Origin of the sequence: Enterobacter cloacae complex sp. IR5459, from assembly GCF_049238005.1 — a bacterium.
Taxonomy (GTDB): Bacteria; Pseudomonadota; Gammaproteobacteria; order Enterobacterales; family Enterobacteriaceae; genus Enterobacter; species Enterobacter hormaechei_C.
In genome coordinates, this window is the sequence record NZ_JBMKIG010000003.1 from 204441 (window position 1) to 223622 (window position 19182).

Annotated in this window: 17 protein-coding genes; 8 read left to right on the plus strand and 9 right to left on the minus strand. The window is 54.0% G+C overall.

Annotated features, from left to right (window positions below; genetic code table 11):
• Positions 1-10: 10 nt before the first annotated feature.
• On the minus strand, positions 11-1429 hold the full coding sequence (mdtQ, locus tag ACOTX4_RS07435; protein ID WP_045331154.1) for a multidrug resistance outer membrane protein MdtQ: 1419 nt from the start codon (positions 1427-1429) through the stop codon (positions 11-13).
• A 332-nt stretch (positions 1430-1761) separates the two neighbouring features.
• Positions 1762-2697: a tRNA dihydrouridine(16) synthase DusC gene (dusC, locus tag ACOTX4_RS07440; protein WP_003859306.1), complete on the minus strand. Its 936-nt coding sequence runs from the start codon at positions 2695-2697 to the stop codon at positions 1762-1764.
• 168 nt (positions 2698-2865) lie between these two features.
• Between dusC and ACOTX4_RS07445 the strand changes: the two genes are divergently transcribed.
• The 6 genes from ACOTX4_RS07445 to ACOTX4_RS07470 all read left to right on the plus strand — a co-directional run bounded on the left by ACOTX4_RS07445 (position 2866) and on the right by ACOTX4_RS07470 (position 7722).
• Positions 2866-3261, plus strand: coding sequence for a CidA/LrgA family protein (locus ACOTX4_RS07445; RefSeq protein ID WP_003859308.1), 396 nt, complete (start codon positions 2866-2868; stop codon positions 3259-3261).
• Positions 3258-3953 (plus strand): CidB/LrgB family autolysis modulator, encoded by a 696-nt coding sequence (locus ACOTX4_RS07450; protein ID WP_003859310.1) that lies wholly within the window; start codon positions 3258-3260, stop codon positions 3951-3953. Before ACOTX4_RS07445 ends, ACOTX4_RS07450 begins: the two co-directional genes overlap by 4 nt.
• A 128-nt stretch (positions 3954-4081) precedes the next feature.
• Positions 4082-4966, plus strand: a complete 885-nt coding sequence (gene cdd, locus ACOTX4_RS07455; protein ID WP_003859312.1) for a cytidine deaminase — start codon at positions 4082-4084, stop codon at positions 4964-4966.
• A gap of 127 nt (positions 4967-5093) precedes the next feature.
• Positions 5094-5804, plus strand: a complete 711-nt coding sequence (sanA, locus tag ACOTX4_RS07460) for an outer membrane permeability protein SanA (protein WP_003859314.1) — start codon at positions 5094-5096, stop codon at positions 5802-5804.
• A 134-nt stretch (positions 5805-5938) separates the two neighbouring features.
• On the plus strand, positions 5939-7288 hold the full coding sequence (locus ACOTX4_RS07465; RefSeq protein ID WP_045331150.1) for a type II toxin-antitoxin system HipA family toxin: 1350 nt from the start codon (positions 5939-5941) through the stop codon (positions 7286-7288).
• Positions 7285-7722 carry a helix-turn-helix transcriptional regulator gene (locus ACOTX4_RS07470; RefSeq protein ID WP_003859317.1) on the plus strand — a complete coding sequence of 146 codons (438 nt, stop codon included), beginning with the start codon at positions 7285-7287 and terminating at the stop codon, positions 7720-7722. The genes ACOTX4_RS07465 and ACOTX4_RS07470 overlap by 4 nt, the downstream gene beginning before the upstream one ends.
• A 38-nt stretch (positions 7723-7760) precedes the next feature.
• Here the strand turns inward: ACOTX4_RS07470 and mglC are convergent, their stop codons facing one another.
• From mglC to ACOTX4_RS07505, 7 genes are all read right to left on the minus strand, one after another.
• A complete protein-coding gene (gene mglC, locus ACOTX4_RS07475) occupies positions 7761-8771 on the minus strand; it encodes a galactose/methyl galactoside ABC transporter permease MglC (RefSeq protein ID WP_003859318.1) in 1011 nt (336 codons plus the stop codon).
• Positions 8772-8786: 15 nt separating this feature from the next.
• Positions 8787-10307, minus strand: a complete 1521-nt coding sequence (mglA, locus tag ACOTX4_RS07480; RefSeq protein WP_003859320.1) for a galactose/methyl galactoside ABC transporter ATP-binding protein MglA — start codon at positions 10305-10307, stop codon at positions 8787-8789.
• Positions 10308-10386: 79 nt separating this feature from the next.
• The gene (mglB, locus tag ACOTX4_RS07485) at positions 10387-11385 is read right to left on the minus strand and encodes a galactose/glucose ABC transporter substrate-binding protein MglB (protein WP_421635367.1); all 999 of its coding nucleotides are present in this window, start codon (positions 11383-11385) and stop codon (positions 10387-10389) included.
• Positions 11386-11680: 295 nt separating this feature from the next.
• Positions 11681-12703, minus strand: coding sequence for an HTH-type transcriptional regulator GalS (galS, locus tag ACOTX4_RS07490; protein ID WP_045331145.1), 1023 nt, complete (start codon positions 12701-12703; stop codon positions 11681-11683).
• Between the two features lie 155 nt (positions 12704-12858).
• The gene (yeiB, locus tag ACOTX4_RS07495; protein WP_032659578.1) at positions 12859-14016 is read right to left on the minus strand and encodes a DUF418 domain-containing protein YeiB; all 1158 of its coding nucleotides are present in this window, start codon (positions 14014-14016) and stop codon (positions 12859-12861) included.
• Between the two features lie 18 nt (positions 14017-14034).
• A complete protein-coding gene (gene folE, locus ACOTX4_RS07500) occupies positions 14035-14703 on the minus strand; it encodes a GTP cyclohydrolase I FolE (protein WP_003859328.1) in 669 nt (222 codons plus the stop codon).
• A 102-nt stretch (positions 14704-14805) separates the two neighbouring features.
• Positions 14806-15954, minus strand: coding sequence for a YbfB/YjiJ family MFS transporter (locus ACOTX4_RS07505; RefSeq protein ID WP_003859330.1), 1149 nt, complete (start codon positions 15952-15954; stop codon positions 14806-14808).
• A gap of 137 nt (positions 15955-16091) precedes the next feature.
• Between ACOTX4_RS07505 and fghA the strand changes: the two genes are divergently transcribed.
• Both fghA and ACOTX4_RS07515 read left to right on the plus strand, forming a co-directional pair.
• Positions 16092-16919, plus strand: a complete 828-nt coding sequence (gene fghA, locus ACOTX4_RS07510) for an S-formylglutathione hydrolase (RefSeq protein WP_045331142.1) — start codon at positions 16092-16094, stop codon at positions 16917-16919.
• 268 nt (positions 16920-17187) lie between these two features.
• A complete protein-coding gene (locus ACOTX4_RS07515; protein WP_045331139.1) occupies positions 17188-19173 on the plus strand; it encodes a ligand-gated channel protein in 1986 nt (661 codons plus the stop codon).
• The last annotated feature ends 9 nt before the right edge of the window (positions 19174-19182 follow it).

Here is a 19182-nt window from a genome sequence, read left to right on the forward strand (position 1 = left end):
ATGCGCAACTTTAGCCGTGATGATATCCGCCACCGAGCGCGGAAGTGAGCTGGAGCGTGGCATCCACGTACTGACCTTTCAGCATCAACCCGGCAATACGCTCTTTGAGCGCCGGAATTTTTGCTTCACTCACCCGGGAGCCGGCAATGATCCCCGCGCTGAAGCGCGCCTGTGCCAGCGCAACGACGCGCGCCGCATCTTTTTCGATCTGCTGCTGGTGCTGATTTTTGGCGGTCAGCGTTTCCACTTCGCTGGCCGTCCGGGCGACCTGGTTTACGGCATCTACCACGGCCTTGTTGTAGTTCGCCACGGAGAGGTTGTTTTGCGCCTGGGCGATATCCAGGTTCGCATTCAACCGACCGCTGTCAAAAATTGGCAGCGTCAGCCCCGCGGTTACGCCCATTTGCTGCGCAGATGAGCGGAACAGGTCGCTCAGGTGCAATGCATCCTGCTGCAAAAACGCCATCAAATTGATGTCAGGGTAGAACGCGGCTCTGGCGGCATCGACTTCGCTCATGGATGCTTCGATATACCAGTGCGCCTCCTGCAAATCCGGGCGCCGAGCCAGCAGTTCATAACCGAGCGTTGATGGCAGCGATGCCTCTGCGTCAGGTAAGGCATGCCGTGCGAGCGTGACTGAAGGGGTATTGGTCAACGCATTCAGACGCGCCTCAATGGCCTTCATTTTGCCGTGCACGTCAGCGAGCTGTTCATCGGTTTTGCTGGCACTGATATCCGTTTCAACCCCTTCCACCGAGGAGGTAATGCCGTGCTGATAAAGCTCCCTATCGGCACCGATGATATTTTCCTGCTCCCGTTTGATCTGCGCGAGCACGTCACCCACCGCGGCCTCGGTCTGCCAGTCCCAGTACAGCCGCGCGACGCTGCTGGCGAGCAGCTGGCGGGTCTGCTCCAGCTCCGCTTTTTGCGCATTCACCTTACCGATGCGGGCCTCAATTTGGGCGCGGTTTTTACCCCATAAATCCAGATCCCAACCCGCCGTCAGACCAAAGGTGCCGTTGGTATACCAGGGGCCGGTGGTCCCCGCTGCCGGGTCGGTCAGTGCAAATGGCCCCATCAACCCCTCTGCCGACATCTTTTGCCGTTCCACATCTGCGGAAAAATCCATTTGTGGACCCTCAGCAGCGACAGCGGCTTTCGCCAGTGCTTCCGCCAGGGTGATACGCTGACGGGCAATTTGCATATCCGGCGCATCCGCCAGCGCTTTGTCGATCAGCGCGTTGAGCTGGGGGTCGTTAAAGTCTTTCCACCATTCGCTTTTTGGCCAGTCGGCATGACGCAGTTGGGTATTTACAGTTGCGGCGGCGGCTTGCGTTTTTACTGGAGACACCGTGGCATGTTCCGGCGCGCAGGCGGCCAGCATAAAAACAAGAGGAGCACTCAGAGATAAAGTAAGAGAACGTTTCATTACGCCATGAACTCAAAAAAAATAAAGGCGCAACTTACGCTTACTGACGTTCCGTTTTTTAGTAACGCGTGGCAATCCGCATATTGTTATACATTTTCATATCCGAAAATTTATTCCCCAAGACAATGAGTTAATTTCATGTATTCATGCTAATTATGAATTGACTGCTACACTTACTTCGACAGACATATGCAGGAGAGGCGAATGAAAATATTATTGTGGGTTATTTTGATTATATTTCTGATAGGGCTGCTGGTGGTAACCGGCGTATTCAAGATGATTTTCTGATTCCGTTGCCCGGCTCCGCGCCGGGCAAACTCTTCACACTTCGCTCAGGACTTCGACTGGATCACCCGGGCAATATCCGCAGACGTCTGTAGGGTACGGATCTCCTGAAATAATCCCAGCGCGTCGTCGTACTCTTTACGCAAATAACTCAGCCACTGTTTAATGCGCGCGACGTGATACAAGCCGGTATCGCCCTGCTTTTCCAGCCGCGTGTATTTTTGCAGTAGTTTCACCACATCCGCCCACGGCATCCGCGGTTCATTATATTTCACCACCCGGCTGAGGTTCGGCACGTTCAGCGCACCGCGGCCAATCATCACGGCATTACAGCCGGTCTCTTTGAGGCAGGCCTGCGCGCTCTCGTAATCCCAGATTTCGCCGTTGGCAATCACCGGAATCGTAAGCCGTTTGCGGATCTCGCCAATCGCCTGCCAGTTAATGCGCTCGGCTTTATAACCATCCTCTTTGGTTCGCCCGTGCACCACCAGCTCGGTGGCGCCCGCCTGCTGCACCGCGTCAGCAATTTCAAACTGCTTATCGCCGCTGTCCCATCCCAGACGGACTTTGACCGTCACCGGCAGATGCGATGGCACTGCCTCACGCATGGCCTTTGCGCCGCGATAAATCAGCTCCGGATCTTTAAGTAGCGTCGCCCCCCCGCCGCTGCCGTTGACCAGCTTTGACGGACAGCCGCAGTTAAGATCGACGCCGTACGAACCAAGCGCTACCGCGCGGGCGGCGTTTTCAGCCAGCCACTCAGGATACTGGCCGAGCAGCTGGACGCGCACCAGCGTACCGGACGGCGTGCGGCTCTGACGATGCAGTTCCGGACAGAGACGATAAAATGATTTTTCTGGCAGCAACATATCGACCACGCGCAGAAACTCCGTCACGCAGAGATCGTAATCGTTCACCTCGGTAAGCAGCTCGCGCACGAGAGAGTCGAGCACGCCTTCCATCGGGGCCAGTAAAACACGCATTCTGAGTACCTGTGAAAAAAGACGCGCTATAGTAGCTGCTCTCTATGTATGTTGAAAGCCCGGCGTTCCATTCCGGAATGTCTGGTATGCCCAAAATTCATGATGTGATCCGTGGCACATTTTCAGGTTTAATTGTATGATGAATACGTCTCAGCAAGGACTTTCACCATGAGCAAATCACTGAATACTATCTGGCAATACCTTCGCGCCTTCGTCCTCATTTATGCCTGCCTGTACGCCGGCATTTTTATCGCTTCGCTGCTGCCGATTACGATACCTGGCAGCATTATCGGCATGCTGATCCTGTTTGTACTGCTGGCATTACAGGTGCTGCCCGCAAAATGGGTCAACCCAGGGTGCTTCGTTCTCATTCGCTACATGGCCCTGCTTTTTGTGCCTATCGGCGTTGGGGTTATGCAGTATTACGATGTGCTTAAAGCGCAGTTCGGCCCGATTGTGGTCTCCTGCGCCATCAGTACGCTGGTGGTTTTCCTGGTCGTCAGCTGGAGTTCACACATTGTGCATGGCGAACGTAAGGTCGTCGGGGAGAAAACAAAAAAATGATGGCGAATATCTGGTGGTCCCTGCCGTTAACCCTGGTGGTGTTCTTTGCTGCGCGTAAGCTTGCGGTGCGTTTCAAAATGCCGTTGCTCAACCCGCTGCTGGTCGCCATGGTGGTGATTATTCCTTTTCTGCTGCTCACCGGCATTTCTTATGAGCGTTACTTCGCCGGGAGCAAGATCCTTAACGATTTGTTGCAGCCTGCCGTGGTGGCGCTGGCGTTTCCTTTATATGAGCAACTGCATCAGATCCGCGCGCGCTGGAAATCCATCATAACCATCTGCTTCGTGGGGAGCCTTGTTGCGATGATCACCGGCACCTCGGTGGCCTTAATGATGGGCGCATCGCCGCAGATCGCCGCCTCTATCCTGCCTAAATCCGTCACCACGCCGATTGCCATGGCCGTGGGCGGCAGCATCGGGGGCATTCCGGCCATCAGCGCCGTGTGCGTGATTTTCGTCGGTATCCTGGGCGCGGTGTTTGGTCATACGCTGCTGAATATCATGAAAATTCGTACCAAAGCGGCACGCGGTCTGGCGATGGGTACCGCCTCGCACGCGCTGGGCACCGCACGCTGCGCGGAACTGGATTATCAGGAAGGGGCATTCAGCTCGCTGGCGCTGGTGATCTGCGGGATTATCACTTCCCTGGTCGCGCCGTTTATCTTCCCGATTATTCTGGCAGTAATGGGCTAAAATTTGCGATGCGTCGCGCAAATTTCATTTTCATTTCATAAGTTGCACACATAATGAGATTTGGATCACATATAAAGGCCGTACGGCTCCGTACACTACCGATCCATTAACCTTGATGAGGCAACGTCATGCATCCACGTTTTCAAGCTGCTTTCTCTCAGCTTGCAGAGAATTTGCAATCAGCCCTGGCTCCGGTTCTGGCGGATGCGCATTTCCCCGCCCTGCTGACGGCAGATCAGGTCACGACGCTTAAACAGGCAACGGGGCTGGACGAAGACGCGCTGGCTTTCGCCCTGCTGCCCCTGGCGGCTGCCTGCGCCCGCGCTGACCTTTCCCATTTTAACGTAGGCGCAATTGCGCGCGGTGTGAGCGGGACCTGGTACTTCGGCGGAAACATGGAGTTTCTCGGTGCGACCATGCAGCAAACCGTCCATGCGGAGCAGAGCGCCATCAGTCACGCCTGGCTACGCGGCGAAAAAGCCCTGCGCGCCATCACCGTCAACTATACCCCTTGCGGCCACTGCCGCCAGTTTATGAATGAGCTGAACAGCGGTCTTGAACTGCGTATCAACCTGCCGGGACGCGCACCGCATACGCTGCGTGATTACCTGCCGGATGCTTTCGGCCCGAAAGATCTTGAGATCAAAACCCTGCTGATGGACGAGCAGGACCACGGTTATGCGCTCTCAGGGGATGAGCTGAGCGAAGCGGCCATTGCCGCCGCCAATAAAAGCCACACGCCATACAGCAAATCACCAAGCGGCGTCGCCCTTCAGTGCCGCGACGGCCGCATCTTCACCGGCAGCTATGCAGAGAACGCCGCGTTTAACCCGACGCTGCCTCCGCTCCAGGGCGCCCTGAACCTGCTTAGCCTGAACGGGTATGACTACCCGGATATTCAGCGCGCAATCCTGGCTGAAAAGGCCGATGCGCCGCTGATCCAGTGGGATGCGACCGCAGCCACGCTGAAAGCGCTGGGCTGTTCAACCATCGACCGCGTGCTGCTGGCATAATCTGTTCGGCGGGCAGAGTTGCCCGCCAGTCTGACGAAAAACCCCTCAGTTGAATCGCTGTTTCTTGCGCTAACCAGGCGGGTACAGTAGCCTGAGGGAAATTTCATCATCGGTACGAGCCATTTGCATGTTAAAGCGCGTGTTTTACAGCCTGTCTGTCCTGGTCGGCATACTGCTGTTGATCGTGCTGGGTCTCGACCGCTGGATGAGCTGGAAAACAGCCCCCTACATTTTTGATGACCTACAGGACCTCCCCTACCGTCAGGTTGGCGTGGTGCTTGGCACCGCCAAGTATTACCGCACCGGCGTCATAAATCAGTATTACCGGTATCGTATTCAGGGCGCGCTGAACGCCTATAACAGCGGCAAGGTGAACTATCTGCTGTTGAGCGGCGATAACGCGCTGCAAAGCTATAACGAGCCGGTGACGATGCGCAAAGATCTGATTGCCGCAGGCGTCGACCCGGCCGATATCGTGCTCGACTACGCCGGATTCCGCACGCTTGATTCCATCGTGCGTACCCGCAAGGTGTTCGACACCAATGATTTCATCATCATTACCCAGCGTTTCCACTGCGAGCGGGCGCTGTTTATCGCCCTGCATATGGGCATTCAGGCGCAGTGTTATGCGGTGCCATCGCCAAAAGATATGCTGAGCGTGCGCGTGCGTGAGTTTGGCGCCCGTTTCGGCGCGCTGGCTGACCTGTACCTGTTCAAACGTGAACCGCGCTTTTTAGGCCCGCTGGTGCCGATCCCAACGATGCACGAAGTGCCGGAGGATGCGCAGGGTTATCCGGCGGTAACGCCAGAGCAGTTGCTGGAAATTCAGAAGAAGTAATCCAGATCTACAGTGCGTGATATAAAACGCATTACTCTCTTTTTAGATACCTAATGAGTGATATAAGTAGCAATACTTGTTTATATCACTGACTATGAGTAATATTTTACACATTGTCGCGTTATGGAGGTGAGATGGAGACGTTAACCGTACAGGCATATCTGAACGAAACATGGACGGATATCGCTCTCATCAAATATCCTGGAAGTGAAAAAAATGACTGGAATATCACGCAGTTAGACTATCTTACTGAGTATGCGATTAATTTTCTCGACTATGATGATTTTCACGCAGTCTCAGTCAATCACCCTGTATCACTCTTTTTTGATGACCATGGCCAACCGGGCTGGCTGCGATTTATCGACGATATCATTCCCGCCGGAGCAAGCCGCCGTTACTGGATTAATGCGCTCGACATCAGTGAGTTACCCGTTGGCCAGCAAAATTTCTTATTGCTGAAATTTGGCACAATGTCCCCTGTGGGGAATTTGCGCATAAAGGAATCCGTCCCAGAATGGAATAAATTCGCCAGCACTAAAACGTTTACGGTTGCGGACGTCATCGATCGTGCGGCCGATTTTTTGGATTATGCCCAGGAAAGAGGCGCGGCGGCGGGTGGTGCAACCGGTGCTGGCGGTGAAGCGCCTAAACTTTTGCTGCGCTGTAGTGAAACTGATGCCATCTGGATCGATACCTGGCAAAACGAGCCGGATAACCGGGACCGCTATTATTTGGTTAAATATCCACGCGGTAACAGGACAGAAGTGGATTGTAATATTCTGCGAGCTGAATTCCATTATTATCATGAGCTTAACGCGATGGGTTTTTCCACGATCCCAGTGGAAACAATGCGCCTTGAAGAAGGTAGCCATTACCCGTCTCTGTGGTTACCGCGTTTCGACATAGTGAGAAATGAGCAGGACCAACTGGTCAGGCTGGGTATGGAATCGGTGTATTCGCTATTACAAAAGGCACCCGGCACCCTCCTTGATCATGAGACAACGTTGCGCGCGTTAATTAATAAAATCACCTCCAGCCATATGGTCCAGCAGCAGGGTTATCAGTTTGATATTCCGGGATTTGTAACAGAATGGGTGCGTCGCGATCTGCTAAATATTATTTTTGGAAATAGTGACAACCATGGGCGAAATACCGCCTTTGTGAAGGCTGAAAATCAAATTATGCTCTCCCCTGTATATGACTTTGCGCCGATGAAAGCCGATCCTGAAGGGATACCAAGAACCCTGAAGTGGTCATTATCTTGCGAATCAGGGGGGGATTATAATTTCAACACTATCGCACAAACGCTGGCGGAGTGGATCCCTCCCGCAACATTACTTGATGCTCTGCATGAAACAGCCGTTCAGCTTATTGATCTCCCGGAAAGGCTGGCGGCGCGAGGCGTTCCCGAACAGATAATGGAAATGCCCGCGATGGGTTTTCGCTACATCCCGGATAAACTTTCCCGTTGGGGTTTATTATGAAAACACCTAATGAAGCTGAATCAGAGCTTTTACAGACATTAGCTCAAGTACGCAGCGTAAATAAAAAGCGACATCATGACGAGGCGGAAGAGCCGGATAAACCATCGGTAGTGAAGAGGCAACGCGTTACACAAGGCTTAACGCGGATTAGTACTCTCGATCGCCAGGCTGTACTGCATGCAGCCATACGGGACATTTTGCTGGGGAAAATCACACAGGGAGAGGCGCTGAAAAGGCTCAGGGTCGAGGTGTTAGGGCTGAAGCAGGATGAATATGCAAAGCTGGTCAGCGTATCCCGGAAAACATTGTCGGATGTAGAAAATAACAGAGGCAATTATTCCGCTGACGTCATAAATAAAATCTTTAAACCCTTTGGGCTTCAAACCGGACTAGTGCCCGTTTCAAAATCGCTTATCGCTTCACTTTTCTCATAAAAAAACCCGCATCGCTGCGGGTTCTTTCATTCCAGCGCTTATTTCTTACGCGCGTACTTCAGTGAATCCAGGGCAACTGCGAAGATGATGATCGCACCCTTGATAATGTACTGCCAGTACGGGTTCACACCGATGTAGGTCAGGCCGTAGTTGATAACGGTGAAGATGATCACACCGGTCACCACGCCCAGCACGGTACCCACGCCGCCGCTGAAGGAGACGCCGCCAACCACGCAGGCCGCAATCGCATCCAGTTCGTACATAAAGCCGAGGTTGTTGGTTGCAGAGCCGATACGGCCTGCTTCCAGCATCCCGCCGAAGGCGTAGAAGACCCCGGACAGGGCATAAATCATCAGCAGGTTCAGAGCCACGTTGACCCCGGAGACCTTCGCCGCTTCCGGGTTACCGCCGATAGCAAAGATGTTTTTACCGAAGCGGGTTTTGTTCCACAGGATCCAGACGAATGCCACCGCAATCAGCGCATAGAAGGTGATATAGGAGAGACGGAAGCTGCCGAGCGCAACAAACCCCTGCGTGAAGGTCGAGAAGCCGCTGTCGAAGCCAGAGATTGGAGACGCGCCGACGAAATCGTAGTACAGGGAGTTGATACCATAAACGATGATCATCGTGCCAAGCGTAGTGATGAATGGCGTCACGTTCAGGTAAGCAATGATGATGCCGTTAATCAGGCCAATTACCGCGCCGATGGCACACACGATCAGGATCACCACGAAAATCGGCATGGTCGCCATCTCCGGGAATACCTTGTTGGCGTTTTCCATCGACTGCAACAGGGTCGCCGCAATGACCGCCGCCAGACCCACCTGGCGCCCTGCCGAAAGGTCAGTCCCCTGGGTAACGATAAGCCCCGCCACGCCAAGCGCGATAATAATACGTACGGAAGACTGGGTCAGAATGTTACTCAAGTTCAGCAGACTTAAGAACGTAGGGTCCTGGAAAATAATAATCGCCAGCAAGACTAAAAGAACAACGTAAATACCGCCTTCTTTCAGATAAGTGAGAAAACTTTTTTTATTTAACGCACTCATGAGGAGCCCCTGATCTTAAAGGTGCAAAGACGCAAGACGCAAAATTTCGTTTTGCGTTGTCGTTTTGGTTTCAACAATACCGGCAACGAGACCATTGCTCATAACCAGAATACGGTCTGTGATCCCTAACAATTCCGGCATTTCGGAAGAAATAATAATGATCCCTTTATCTTTTTTCGCCAGCTCTGCGATAAGCTGGTAAATCTCAAATTTTGCACCCACGTCGATACCGCGCGTAGGTTCATCCAGCATCAGAATTTCAGGCTGGGTTAATAGCCAGCGACCAATAATGACTTTCTGCTGGTTTCCTCCCGAAAGTGAGCCAATTTGCGTGCGGTGGCCCGGCGTTTTCACGCGCATGGAGTCAATCACCCACTGGGTATCGCTCTTCATGCGGGAATTATCCAGCAGCCCGACCTTGTTTTTGTAATTGCGAATATTAGAAATTAACGAGTTAAAGTTAATATCCAGATAAGCGTAAATACCGGTGGAACGACGCTCTTCCGTCACCAGCGCAAAGCCATTATTAATGGCTTCGTTGGCGTTGTGGTTGTTGATCTTCTTACCGTGCAGCGTAATGGTGCCTTCGGCTTTCTCACGGATACCAAACAGGGTTTCCACGATATCGGTGCGCTTAGCGCCCACCAGCCCTGCGATGCCAAGGATCTCCCCCTTGTGCAGATCGAAAGAGACATCGCGGATAGACGGCTGACGCAGCGAGGTCAGGTTACGCACCTCCAGAATCACTTCGCCTGGCTTGTTTTCTTTATCCGGGAAGCGCTGGTTCAGAGAACGGCCAACCATCATGGCGATGATCTTGTCCATGTCCAGCCCTTCCAGCGGCTGGGTGGCAATCCACTGACCGTCGCGCAGGATGGTGATTTCATCGCACAGCTGGAAGATCTCTTCCATTTTATGTGAGATATAGACAATGCCACAGCCGCGATCTTTCAGCTTACGAATAATGGTAAAAAGGTGGTTAACCTCTTTTTCCGTTAATGACGATGTCGGTTCATCCATGATCACAATTTTCGCATCATAGGAGAACGCTTTGGCAATTTCGATCATCTGCATCTGGGAAACGGATAATGTCCCGACGCGGGCGCGCGGGTCGATATCAATATCCAGCTCATCAAAAATGGCTTTGGTGTCGCGATACATTTTATCCTGATCGACAAAGACACCTTTGGTTGGATAACGACCCAACCACATATTATCCATAACTGAACGTTGCAGGACCAGGTTTAATTCCTGGTGTACCATCGAGATACCGTTCTCCAGCGCTTCTTTCGCTGAATGGAAGTCGATCTCTTTTCCCTGAAAAAGAATGCTGCCAGAATCTTTTTGATAGATCCCAAAAAGGCATTTTAATAATGTTGATTTACCCGCACCGTTTTCACCCATTAATGCATGAATAGAGTGAGGACGAACTTTTAAATTAACATTATCGAGCGCCTTAACACCGGGGAATGACTTATTGACACCGGTCATTTCCAACAAGTATTCACCGGACGACTGAGTAGTTGTGCTGACCATAATTATACCTTGTTGGCCTCGCATATCGCGTTATAAAAGGGCGCAACGAATTGCGCCCAGTGAAGACAATGCAGATAACTTATTTACCGATAAACTCAGCCAGGTTGGACTGGTCTACGCCCACGTAAGGAACGCGAACGATTTTGTTGTCAACTTTCCAGTTAGTCCCGTCAGCGGCACCTTTACCATCGGCCAGGTTTTTCGCCAGATCGAAGGTGGCTTTCGCCTGGTTGTTGGCATCGTTCAGTACGGTACCGGCCATAGCGCCAGATTTCACCAGCGCCAGCGCTTCTGGCAGGGCATCCACACCGAATACAGGAATCGCGGATTTGTTGTGTGCTTTCAGCGCTTCTACCGCACCCATTGCCATCGCATCGTTGTTGGCAATGACCACTTCAATTTTGTTGGCGTTAGGGCCGGACAGCCACGCGTCCATCTTATCTTTCGCCTGAGCGGTATCCCACATTGCGGTGTCTAACGCCAGCTGCTGGGTTTTAAGGCCCTTGTCGTTCAGCTCTTTAATAACGTAGGTGGTACGTGCTTCAGCATCTGGATGGCCCGGTTCGCCTTTCAGCAGAACGAACTGAATCTGACCATCTTTGTTCAGATCCCAGTTTGGGTTCGCCGCCCAGTGTTTCGCAATCAGATCGCCCTGGATAATCCCGGACTCTTTGGAGTCGGTACCCACGTAATACGCTTTGTCGTAGCTGTCCAGCGCTTTACGGGAAGGTTCTTTGTTGAAGAAGACAATTGGCACGTTCTGGCCGCGCGCTTTCTCGATCACCGTGCCTGCCGCAGCCGGGTCAACCAGGTTAATAGCCAGCGCTTTCACGCCTTTTGCCAGAAGAACGTCAATCTGATCGTTCTGTTTGGACTGGTCATTCTGGGAGTCATTCATCAGCAGCTGCACGTCTGGCGCTGATTTAGCATCTTTTTCAATTGCTTTACGCACAACGGACATGAAGTTATCGTCGTATTTATAGATAGTCACGCCAATACGGGTATCCGCTGCGTGTGTTGCTGCGCCAAAAAGCATGCTTGCCATGACAGCAGACAGAGTCAACACCTTCTTATTCATGGTATCTCCGGTTTTTTTTATGCAGGGTAGTTCTTGTGAAAAACGGTCGGCGGGCAGATGTTAATAAAACGTTACTGATCGCCGAAGTTCACTTATAAAATGTCCAGCTTCCGTGTTCGGTAACGCTCCAGAAATGCGTTTTATTCGTTGTTTGAGGCATTGTGACAACGGTAAAAGTGAATAATCACCGTTACATTGTGTTTCAGCCCCTAAAACGCTGACATCATAGACAGCGGCTTGTTAAGATACTGTGAATTTACTCACAGATTGAAAACGGTTACATCACGTGATGTTATCAGTTAGTGATCGGAGCCACAGTTTGCCGGATAGCGACCGAATGGCGGCGTACTAAAGTCGGCATAAAACAATGCGTTGCGTCAGGATCTAACAGCCCAGCCGCCCCCTGTAACGCCAGCTCTGTCGCCAGTTTCGCCATCGACGCAATGGGATAACGCACCGTTGTCAGCTGCGGATCGGTGTAACGGGCAATCGGGATATCATCAAAACCGATCAGCGATAAATGCTGCGGCACCGCAATGCCATTATCTTTCAGCGCGGTAAGCGCACCTGCCGCCATGCTGTCGTTATAGGCAAACACGGCCGTCAGCTGAAGATTACGCCCCAGCAGTTCCACCATTGCCGCTTCACCGCCCTGCATGTCCGGCGAACCGGTACCTACCCAGCTTTCCAGCGGCGCAATGCCCTGCTCTTTCAGGGCGTTTTGCCAGCCCTCGCGGCGCATCATGTCGTCTTCAATACCGTGGCTGGAAGCCAGATAACCTATGCGCTGATGGCCGTTGCTGATGAGCATCCGCGTCGCCATCATCGCGCCGCTGATGTTATCCAGACCGACGCAGCGATGCGCGTAGCCGGTGACGATACGATTGATCAGCACCATGCCGGGGATCTGCTCCATAAACCCGGCCAGCTCTTCATCGCTCAGGGCTTTAGAGTGCACAATCAGGGCGTTACAGCGCTGGCGGATCAGTACCTCAATGGCATAACGCTCTTTTTCAGCCTCGTGATAGCTGTTGCCAATCAGCACATATTTCTGGTGCTGCTGGGCAACCACATCCACCGCTTTGACCAGCGCGCCGAAGAAAGCGTCCGACACGTCCATCACCACTACGCCAATGGTATCGCTGACCTGCGTCGCCAGCGCCTGGGCATTGGCGTTTGGCCGGTACCCCAGCTGGGTCACGGCTTTCATTACAGTTTCACGCGTTTCAGGGCTGACCAGCGCACTGTTGTTCAGCACACGGGAGACAGTAGCAACAGAAACACCCGCCTGGCGGGCGACGTCACGAATGGTGATCATATTCACCACCCTTTAAAGGATTGCAGCAACTCACAGACACCCCCTGTGTTTAGCAAGGTGGCTATTCTGGCAGCGAGAGAGAGGAGACTACGTGAAGAAGCTCACACAGATGAAAACGCTTACATCCGTTTTGTTAATGATTGTGATCCAGATCGTTATCTGGATGTATTACGCAATGACACGCCCGAAGCACGAGCGGTTAACTGTCGCCATGCCCATTCCAGCGGGCCCTGACGGAAAAAACGCAGCCAGACAACTGAAAACACCACGTTAACAATCCAGACCGGAATAACAAACGCCAGCAGCGTCAGGCGATCGAATTTCATAAACAGGCCGAATCGGTAGAAAAGCGTGGTGCATATCAGCGTTTGCAGGATGTAATTGCTTAACGCCATCCGCCCAACGCAGGCCACCGCACTGACGATCCACAGGCGAGAAAGCTGGGGCCAGAAGCCATAGATCAGCGCCGCATAGCCAATGGTCTGGAACGGCGCGCTCAGTTCGCGCGGCACCTGCAACAGGAACGCACACCAACGGTAATCCCATTGTAGATGCCACTGCATCATCACCGCCGGGAGGTTGATGATCACGCCGAGCAGCACCAGCCCTGCACCCGTACGACGATAGTGTCGCAGGCTAAATTCCCCTTTCAGCCAGCCGGTGCGCATCAGGGCTGCACCCATCAGCATCATCCCCGCCAGCTGCCAGCCGTATTGCGCGCCCAGCGCCAGCAGGTTATCGCCGAGCATATCGGCCCGGTTGCCGATCGCTTCCATGCCGCCTTTCAGCTTCCAGAACTGCTCATATTGCAGGTTGGCCGCATCCGGGATCCATGAACGACTGGTGGAATCATCGGCAATCATGCCAAGCAGCAATAACACGGCCAGTCCCATGACATAGAGCATCACGCCGGTGTTAAACAGGCTTTTCACACCGGGTGCGTCGCGGATCAGCCGCCAGCAAATCAGGCCCACCAGACCATACGCGAGCAGAATATCGCCGTCCCAGAAAAGCAGCCCGTGAATAAAACCGAGGATAACCAGCAACGTTAAACGCGACTGGATCCAGCGCGTACCGCGTTTGAGGAGAAGCTGAAGTCCCGCGCCAAACAGAAGCGCAAAGAGGGTCAGGAATTTCACCTGTGCAAAGAGATCGAGGATTGCCCACGTCCAGGCGTCGCTACGCGTGATGTCGCCATACCACGCAGGATTCAGATAGGCGGCCTTCGGCAGACCGAAGGCGCTGATATTCAGCAGCAGGATACCGAGAATGGCGACGCCGCGAACAAAATCGAGCGTGACGTTTCGCTCCATGGTCCCTGCCCTGTCTGATTAGTTGTGGTGACGCACGGCGCGCAGGAACTCCTGGCGGGTGTTCTGGCTCGATTTGAACAGGCCGCCCAGCGAAGTGGTGGTGGTTGCGCTGGTAGCATCACGCACGCCGCGCGCTTTCACGCAGTAGTGCACCGCGTCGATAGACACCGCCACATTGTTAGTCCCCAACAGGGTTTGCAGTGCGGTCAGGATCTGCTGCGTCAGACGTTCCTGCACCTGCGGACGCTGGGCAAAGAACTGCACGATGCGGTTGATCTTGGACAGGCCAATGACCGTATCTTTTGGAATATAGGCCACCGTCGCTTTACCATCGATGGTCACAAAGTGATGCTCGCAGGTGCTGGTCAGCGTGATATCGCGTACCGTCACCATCTCATCGACCTTCATCTTATTTTCTATGACGGTGATTTTCGGGAAGTTCGCGTAATCCAGGCCGGAGAAAATTTCGTCGACGTACATCTTCGCGATGCGGTGCGGCGTCTCCATCAGGCTGTCGTCGCTCAGATCGAGATTCAGCAGTTGCATGATCTCCGTCATATGGCCGGCGATCAGACGCTTGCGGGTAACATTGTCCAGCTCCTGCACGGGCGGGCGCAGTGGCGTTTCAAGACCGCGCGCAACCAGCGCTTCATGGACAAGGGCTGCTTCTTTACTGAGTGATGACATTCTTTTCTCCTGCAGGTGTGGCGTCTTTTGCCCTCGTTGTGGCAAAAGTGTGCGCTCATTGTGCGTGAGGCGACGCACATAATCCAGTATTCACGACGATAATTATTGCAATTGCTGTTGCCTTTCAGCCTGACGGTTCCAGACTAACGCTCCGCCAACGAACAGCGCGATCCCCGCCAGCCCCAGCGCAGGTTCCAGACGGTGCGTGAGCCAGGTCGACAGAGCCGACGTGACCGGACCCACCAGCTGACCAATGGCATACCCGGTGGTGAGCAGTCCCGCCATGTAACGCGTGTGGTCTGGCGCCAGCTCGCGACCGTACAGAAGAGAGAGCTGCACGGCGCAGAGGAACCCGCCGCCCACCAGCAGCCCACCCGTCAGCAAGCCGCCTATGCCCGGCAGCAACCAGGCCGCCAGCACGCCAATCCCCTGTAACCAAAGAACAATCGCCAGCCTGCGGTTAGCGCTTGATGTATGCCGCAGGGCAATGCTCAGCGCAATCCCCACCACCGAGGCGGCGCCAAATATTGGCCAGACAAACTGGGCAAACAGGCTGCCGGGAAAACGCACCGCCGCCATTTGCGATAAAAAGGTCGCCGGGAGGATATAGCCGAACCCTGCCAGGCTGTAGCTCCAGACCAGACGCCTGAGATCCGCAGTCAGCAGCAACGGCTCAGGCGCGGTACCTGGGCGATGAAGCTGACCTGCGCGCGGCAGGTAGCGCGCCACCAGTACGATCAGCACCAGCGCCAGTACGCCGTAGATTTGCCATGCCGCCCCGGCGGACAAGGATTTCGCCTGAATATAGACCGCCAGCAGGCCGCTCAGGGCGATGCCGGCCCCGGGTCCGGCAAAGACGGCCGCACTGAGTCCCGGTTTGCCCAGCTGCCCCAGCCGCTCGTTGGTCCAGGCGGCAATCAGCACCATCGACCAGCCGCTCATGCATCCGATCACAAAGCGCAGCAGACCGTGAACAACGGCATTCTCTGCCGCCGCGGAGAGCAGCGTCAGCGCCACCGCACCGGTGATGCCAAGCCAGAGGCGCGTTTCAACGAAGCGATGGGCGCGCATGGCATCCCATGCCCCCACCAGATAGCCCAGATAGTTCATTGCCGCCACCAGCCCCGCGCTGGTAAGCGTGAGTTGCCCGGCGGCTATCATCAGCGGCACCTGAGGCGTGAAGGCGAAGCGCCCTATCCCCATCGCCACGACCAGAACCACAAATCCGCTGAGCGCGATACGCAGCGCCATGATCGCTCCAATTGTTAAAGAAAAGTAAATTTATGATGCAACATCTCGCCGTCCTGCGAAAGTGAAAGTTGCTCACAGGTCAATGAAAACTCTGTATTATGCGTTTTATGAATCGTCTTACCTTTAAGGAGCCCTGCATGGAACTGCTCGAAGAGCATCGTTGTTTTGAAGGTCGACAGCAGCGCTGGCGGCACGACTCCACCACGCTGAATTGTGCTATGACGTTCAGCATTTTCCTGCCCCCTGCGGACACCCCACCGGTGCTGTACTGGCTTTCAGGCCTGACCTGCAACGACGAAAACTTCACCACCAAAGCGGGCGCCCAGCGTATTGCCGCCGAACTGGGCATTGCGCTGGTGATGCCAGATACCAGCCCGCGTGGCGAGGACGTGGCCGACGATGCCGGATACGATTTGGGTAAAGGCGCCGGCTTCTATCTCAACGCCACGGAACAACCGTGGGCGCGCCATTACCGCATGTATGACTACATTCGCGATGAACTGCCTGCCCTGGTGCACTCTCAGTTCGCGGTCAGCGAGCGCTGCGCGATAAGCGGACATTCGATGGGTGGCCACGGGGCGCTGATAATGGCGCTAAAAAATCCGGGGAAATACACCAGCGTGTCCGCATTTGCGCCGATTGTGAACCCAACGCAGGTGCCGTGGGGGCAAAAAGCCTTTAGGCACTATCTGGGTGAAGATGTAGAGAAATGGCAGGAATGGGATAGCTGCGCGCTGATGCTGGCGAGCCAGTCAGAAGACGCTATCCCGATGCTGGTGGATCAGGGTGATGCCGATCAGTTCCTCGCCGGGCAGTTACAGCCTGCGGTGCTGGCGGAAGCCGCGCGCCAGAAGGACTGGCCGCTAACGCTGCGCATTCAACCGGGATACGACCACAGCTATTACTTCATGGCGTCCTTTATTGAGGATCATCTCCGCTTCCATGCGGAGCATCTGTTCAGGTAAGTTCCGCCTTTTGCCCGGTAGCGCCTCCTGCCTGCCGGGTCTTTCCCCTCCCCCTCTTTACATACTTCTATCCGCTTGAATCCAGCCTGTTTTCCGTCGCCATCTCTCAAACACAAATGATTTCAATTATCATTTGTGTTTACAATTCTACATTCTTTTGTACAATTCCAGGCTCTTCTCCATCTCAAAGAGTTCTTACAAGACAAAAACATACAGTTCTCAGGGTTATCCCGATGGAGTTTTTTTCATTTTTATACGGAATGTACAAATGACAATACCACGCATTAAGCTCCTGGCCGTCGCCATTGGCGCTGCCACATGTTCCCCCTTCGTTCACGCAGCCGATCAGGACACCGTTGTCGTCACTGCAACGGGTTTTGAACAAAAGATCCAGAATGCCCCCGCCTCCATCTCTGTGATTTCAAAACAGCAGATTGAAGATAAAGCCTACCGTGATGTTACCGATGCCCTGAGAGATGTCCCGGGTGTTGTCGTCACTGGCGGCGGGAGCAGCAGTGATATCAGTATTCGCGGCATGGCCTCTCAGTACACCCTGTTCCTGGTGAACGGCAAACGCGTCAGTACGCGAAGCACCCGCCCCAACAGCGACAACTCGGGTATTGAACAAGGCTGGCTGCCGCCGCTGGAGTCCATTGAGCGCATCGAGGTCATCCGCGGCCCGATGTCCTCGCTTTACGGCTCCGATGCGATGGGGGGCGTCATTAACGTCATTACCAAAAAAGTCTCGAACACCAAAGCCTGGACCGGTTCGTTGCATGGCGATGCAACCTTCCAGGAAAATCATGATTCCGGCGATATCTTCCAGACCAACGCCTACGCCTCTGGTCCCCTGATCGACGGACTTCTGGGCGCAAAGGTGACGGGGCTGTTGTCACGCCGCGCAGAAGATAAAATCGTGAACGGCTATAACGAGCAGAAAATGCGTAACGGTGGCATTACGCTGAACTTCACGCCGGACGAGAAGAACGATTTCGACCTCGACTTTGCTCGCGAACTTCAGGACAGAAACAGCACCCCGGGGATGTCGAAAGCGGCTGAAACCTGCCGGGGAACAACCTGTACGCCAAATACCAAAAGCGACTCGCGCTATGAGCACACGACCTACTCGTTAACCCACAGTGGTTATTACGAAGACTTCAATACCACCAGCTATATCCAGCAGGAAGAGACCAATAATCCAGGTCGCGAAATGCGCTCCTATAACACCACCTTCAACAACCAGAACCAGATTTTCCTCGGCGATCATACGTTGACCCTCGGCGGGCAGTATCGCTATGAGAAACTGCGCGACAACGGTAATCAGCTGGAAGCTGCTGACGGCCTGAACAAACTGACGCGCTGGAGCTGGGCCCTGTTTGCCGAAGATGAATGGTCAATGACGGAAAGCTTTACGTTGACCAGCGGCCTGCGTATGGACAAAGACCAAAACTACGGTACTAACTGGACGCCGCGCGGTTACGGCGTATGGCACCTGGCCGATCAGTGGACGTTGAAAGGCGGGGTTTCTGCTGGCTATCGTGCGCCGGATCTGCGTCAGTCGTCTGCCAGCTGGGGCCAGGTGACAGGTGGCGGCCGTCTTGACGGTATCATCGTCGGCAACCCGGATCTGAAACCAGAGAAGAGTCTGAGCGAAGAGCTCGCCCTGCTCTGGGATAACAACGATAACCTGAATGCCGGCGTAACGCTGTTTAATACCGACTTCAAGGATAAAATTACGGAAGTTCGCCGCTGTAACAGCAGCGCCGATCCCGCCTGTACGATTGGCGGTCACAGCTATGATTTCGTCAGCGATCGCGTCAACGTGGACAAAGCCAACATGCGCGGTGTGGAGTCCTCCTTCGGGTGGAAGATCACGCGTGATGTGAACTGGACTGCAAACTACACCTATACAGAGTCCGAGCAGAAGAGCGGCCAGTTCTCCGGCAAGCCGCTGAACAAAATGCCGAAACACATGTTCAACACCACCCTGGACTGGCAGGCGACGCCAGACGTCGGGTTCTGGAGCCGTCTGAACCTGCGCGGTAAAACGTCTGAGTACCTGAGCCGCACGTCAATGTCCCAGGGTACGCCGTCCTACACTCAGGTTGATGTCGGTATGCGCTACAACGCCAACAAAAACCTGCTGGTTACTGCCGGTGTGTATAACGTGCTCGATAAGCAGATTGATTACGATACGTATGACACCGTGCTGGATGGCCGCCGCTATACCGTTGGCATGACCTACAGCTTCTGATCTGCCATA

What these genes read in the sequence shown, in the direction of transcription:
- mdtQ (WP_045331154.1), bottom strand. Translation starts at nt 1,429, where the DNA reads ATGAAACGTTCTCTTACTTTATCTCTGAGTGCTCCTCTTGTTTTTATG.
- dusC (WP_003859306.1), bottom strand. Translation starts at nt 2,697, where the DNA reads ATGCGTGTTTTACTGGCCCCGATGGAAGGCGTGCTCGACTCTCTCGTG.
- ACOTX4_RS07445 (WP_003859308.1), top strand. Translation starts at nt 2,866, where the DNA reads ATGAGCAAATCACTGAATACTATCTGGCAATACCTTCGCGCCTTCGTC.
- ACOTX4_RS07450 (WP_003859310.1), top strand. Translation starts at nt 3,258, where the DNA reads ATGATGGCGAATATCTGGTGGTCCCTGCCGTTAACCCTGGTGGTGTTC.
- cdd (WP_003859312.1), top strand. Translation starts at nt 4,082, where the DNA reads ATGCATCCACGTTTTCAAGCTGCTTTCTCTCAGCTTGCAGAGAATTTG.
- sanA (WP_003859314.1), top strand. Translation starts at nt 5,094, where the DNA reads ATGTTAAAGCGCGTGTTTTACAGCCTGTCTGTCCTGGTCGGCATACTG.
- ACOTX4_RS07465 (WP_045331150.1), top strand. Translation starts at nt 5,939, where the DNA reads ATGGAGACGTTAACCGTACAGGCATATCTGAACGAAACATGGACGGAT.
- ACOTX4_RS07470 (WP_003859317.1), top strand. Translation starts at nt 7,285, where the DNA reads ATGAAAACACCTAATGAAGCTGAATCAGAGCTTTTACAGACATTAGCT.
- mglC (WP_003859318.1), bottom strand. Translation starts at nt 8,771, where the DNA reads ATGAGTGCGTTAAATAAAAAAAGTTTTCTCACTTATCTGAAAGAAGGC.
- mglA (WP_003859320.1), bottom strand. Translation starts at nt 10,307, where the DNA reads ATGGTCAGCACAACTACTCAGTCGTCCGGTGAATACTTGTTGGAAATG.
- mglB (WP_421635367.1), bottom strand. Translation starts at nt 11,385, where the DNA reads ATGAATAAGAAGGTGTTGACTCTGTCTGCTGTCATGGCAAGCATGCTT.
- galS (WP_045331145.1), bottom strand. Translation starts at nt 12,703, where the DNA reads ATGATCACCATTCGTGACGTCGCCCGCCAGGCGGGTGTTTCTGTTGCT.
- yeiB (WP_032659578.1), bottom strand. Translation starts at nt 14,016, where the DNA reads ATGGAGCGAAACGTCACGCTCGATTTTGTTCGCGGCGTCGCCATTCTC.
- folE (WP_003859328.1), bottom strand. Translation starts at nt 14,703, where the DNA reads ATGTCATCACTCAGTAAAGAAGCAGCCCTTGTCCATGAAGCGCTGGTT.
- ACOTX4_RS07505 (WP_003859330.1), bottom strand. Translation starts at nt 15,954, where the DNA reads ATGGCGCTGCGTATCGCGCTCAGCGGATTTGTGGTTCTGGTCGTGGCG.
- fghA (WP_045331142.1), top strand. Translation starts at nt 16,092, where the DNA reads ATGGAACTGCTCGAAGAGCATCGTTGTTTTGAAGGTCGACAGCAGCGC.
- ACOTX4_RS07515 (WP_045331139.1), top strand. Translation starts at nt 17,188, where the DNA reads ATGACAATACCACGCATTAAGCTCCTGGCCGTCGCCATTGGCGCTGCC.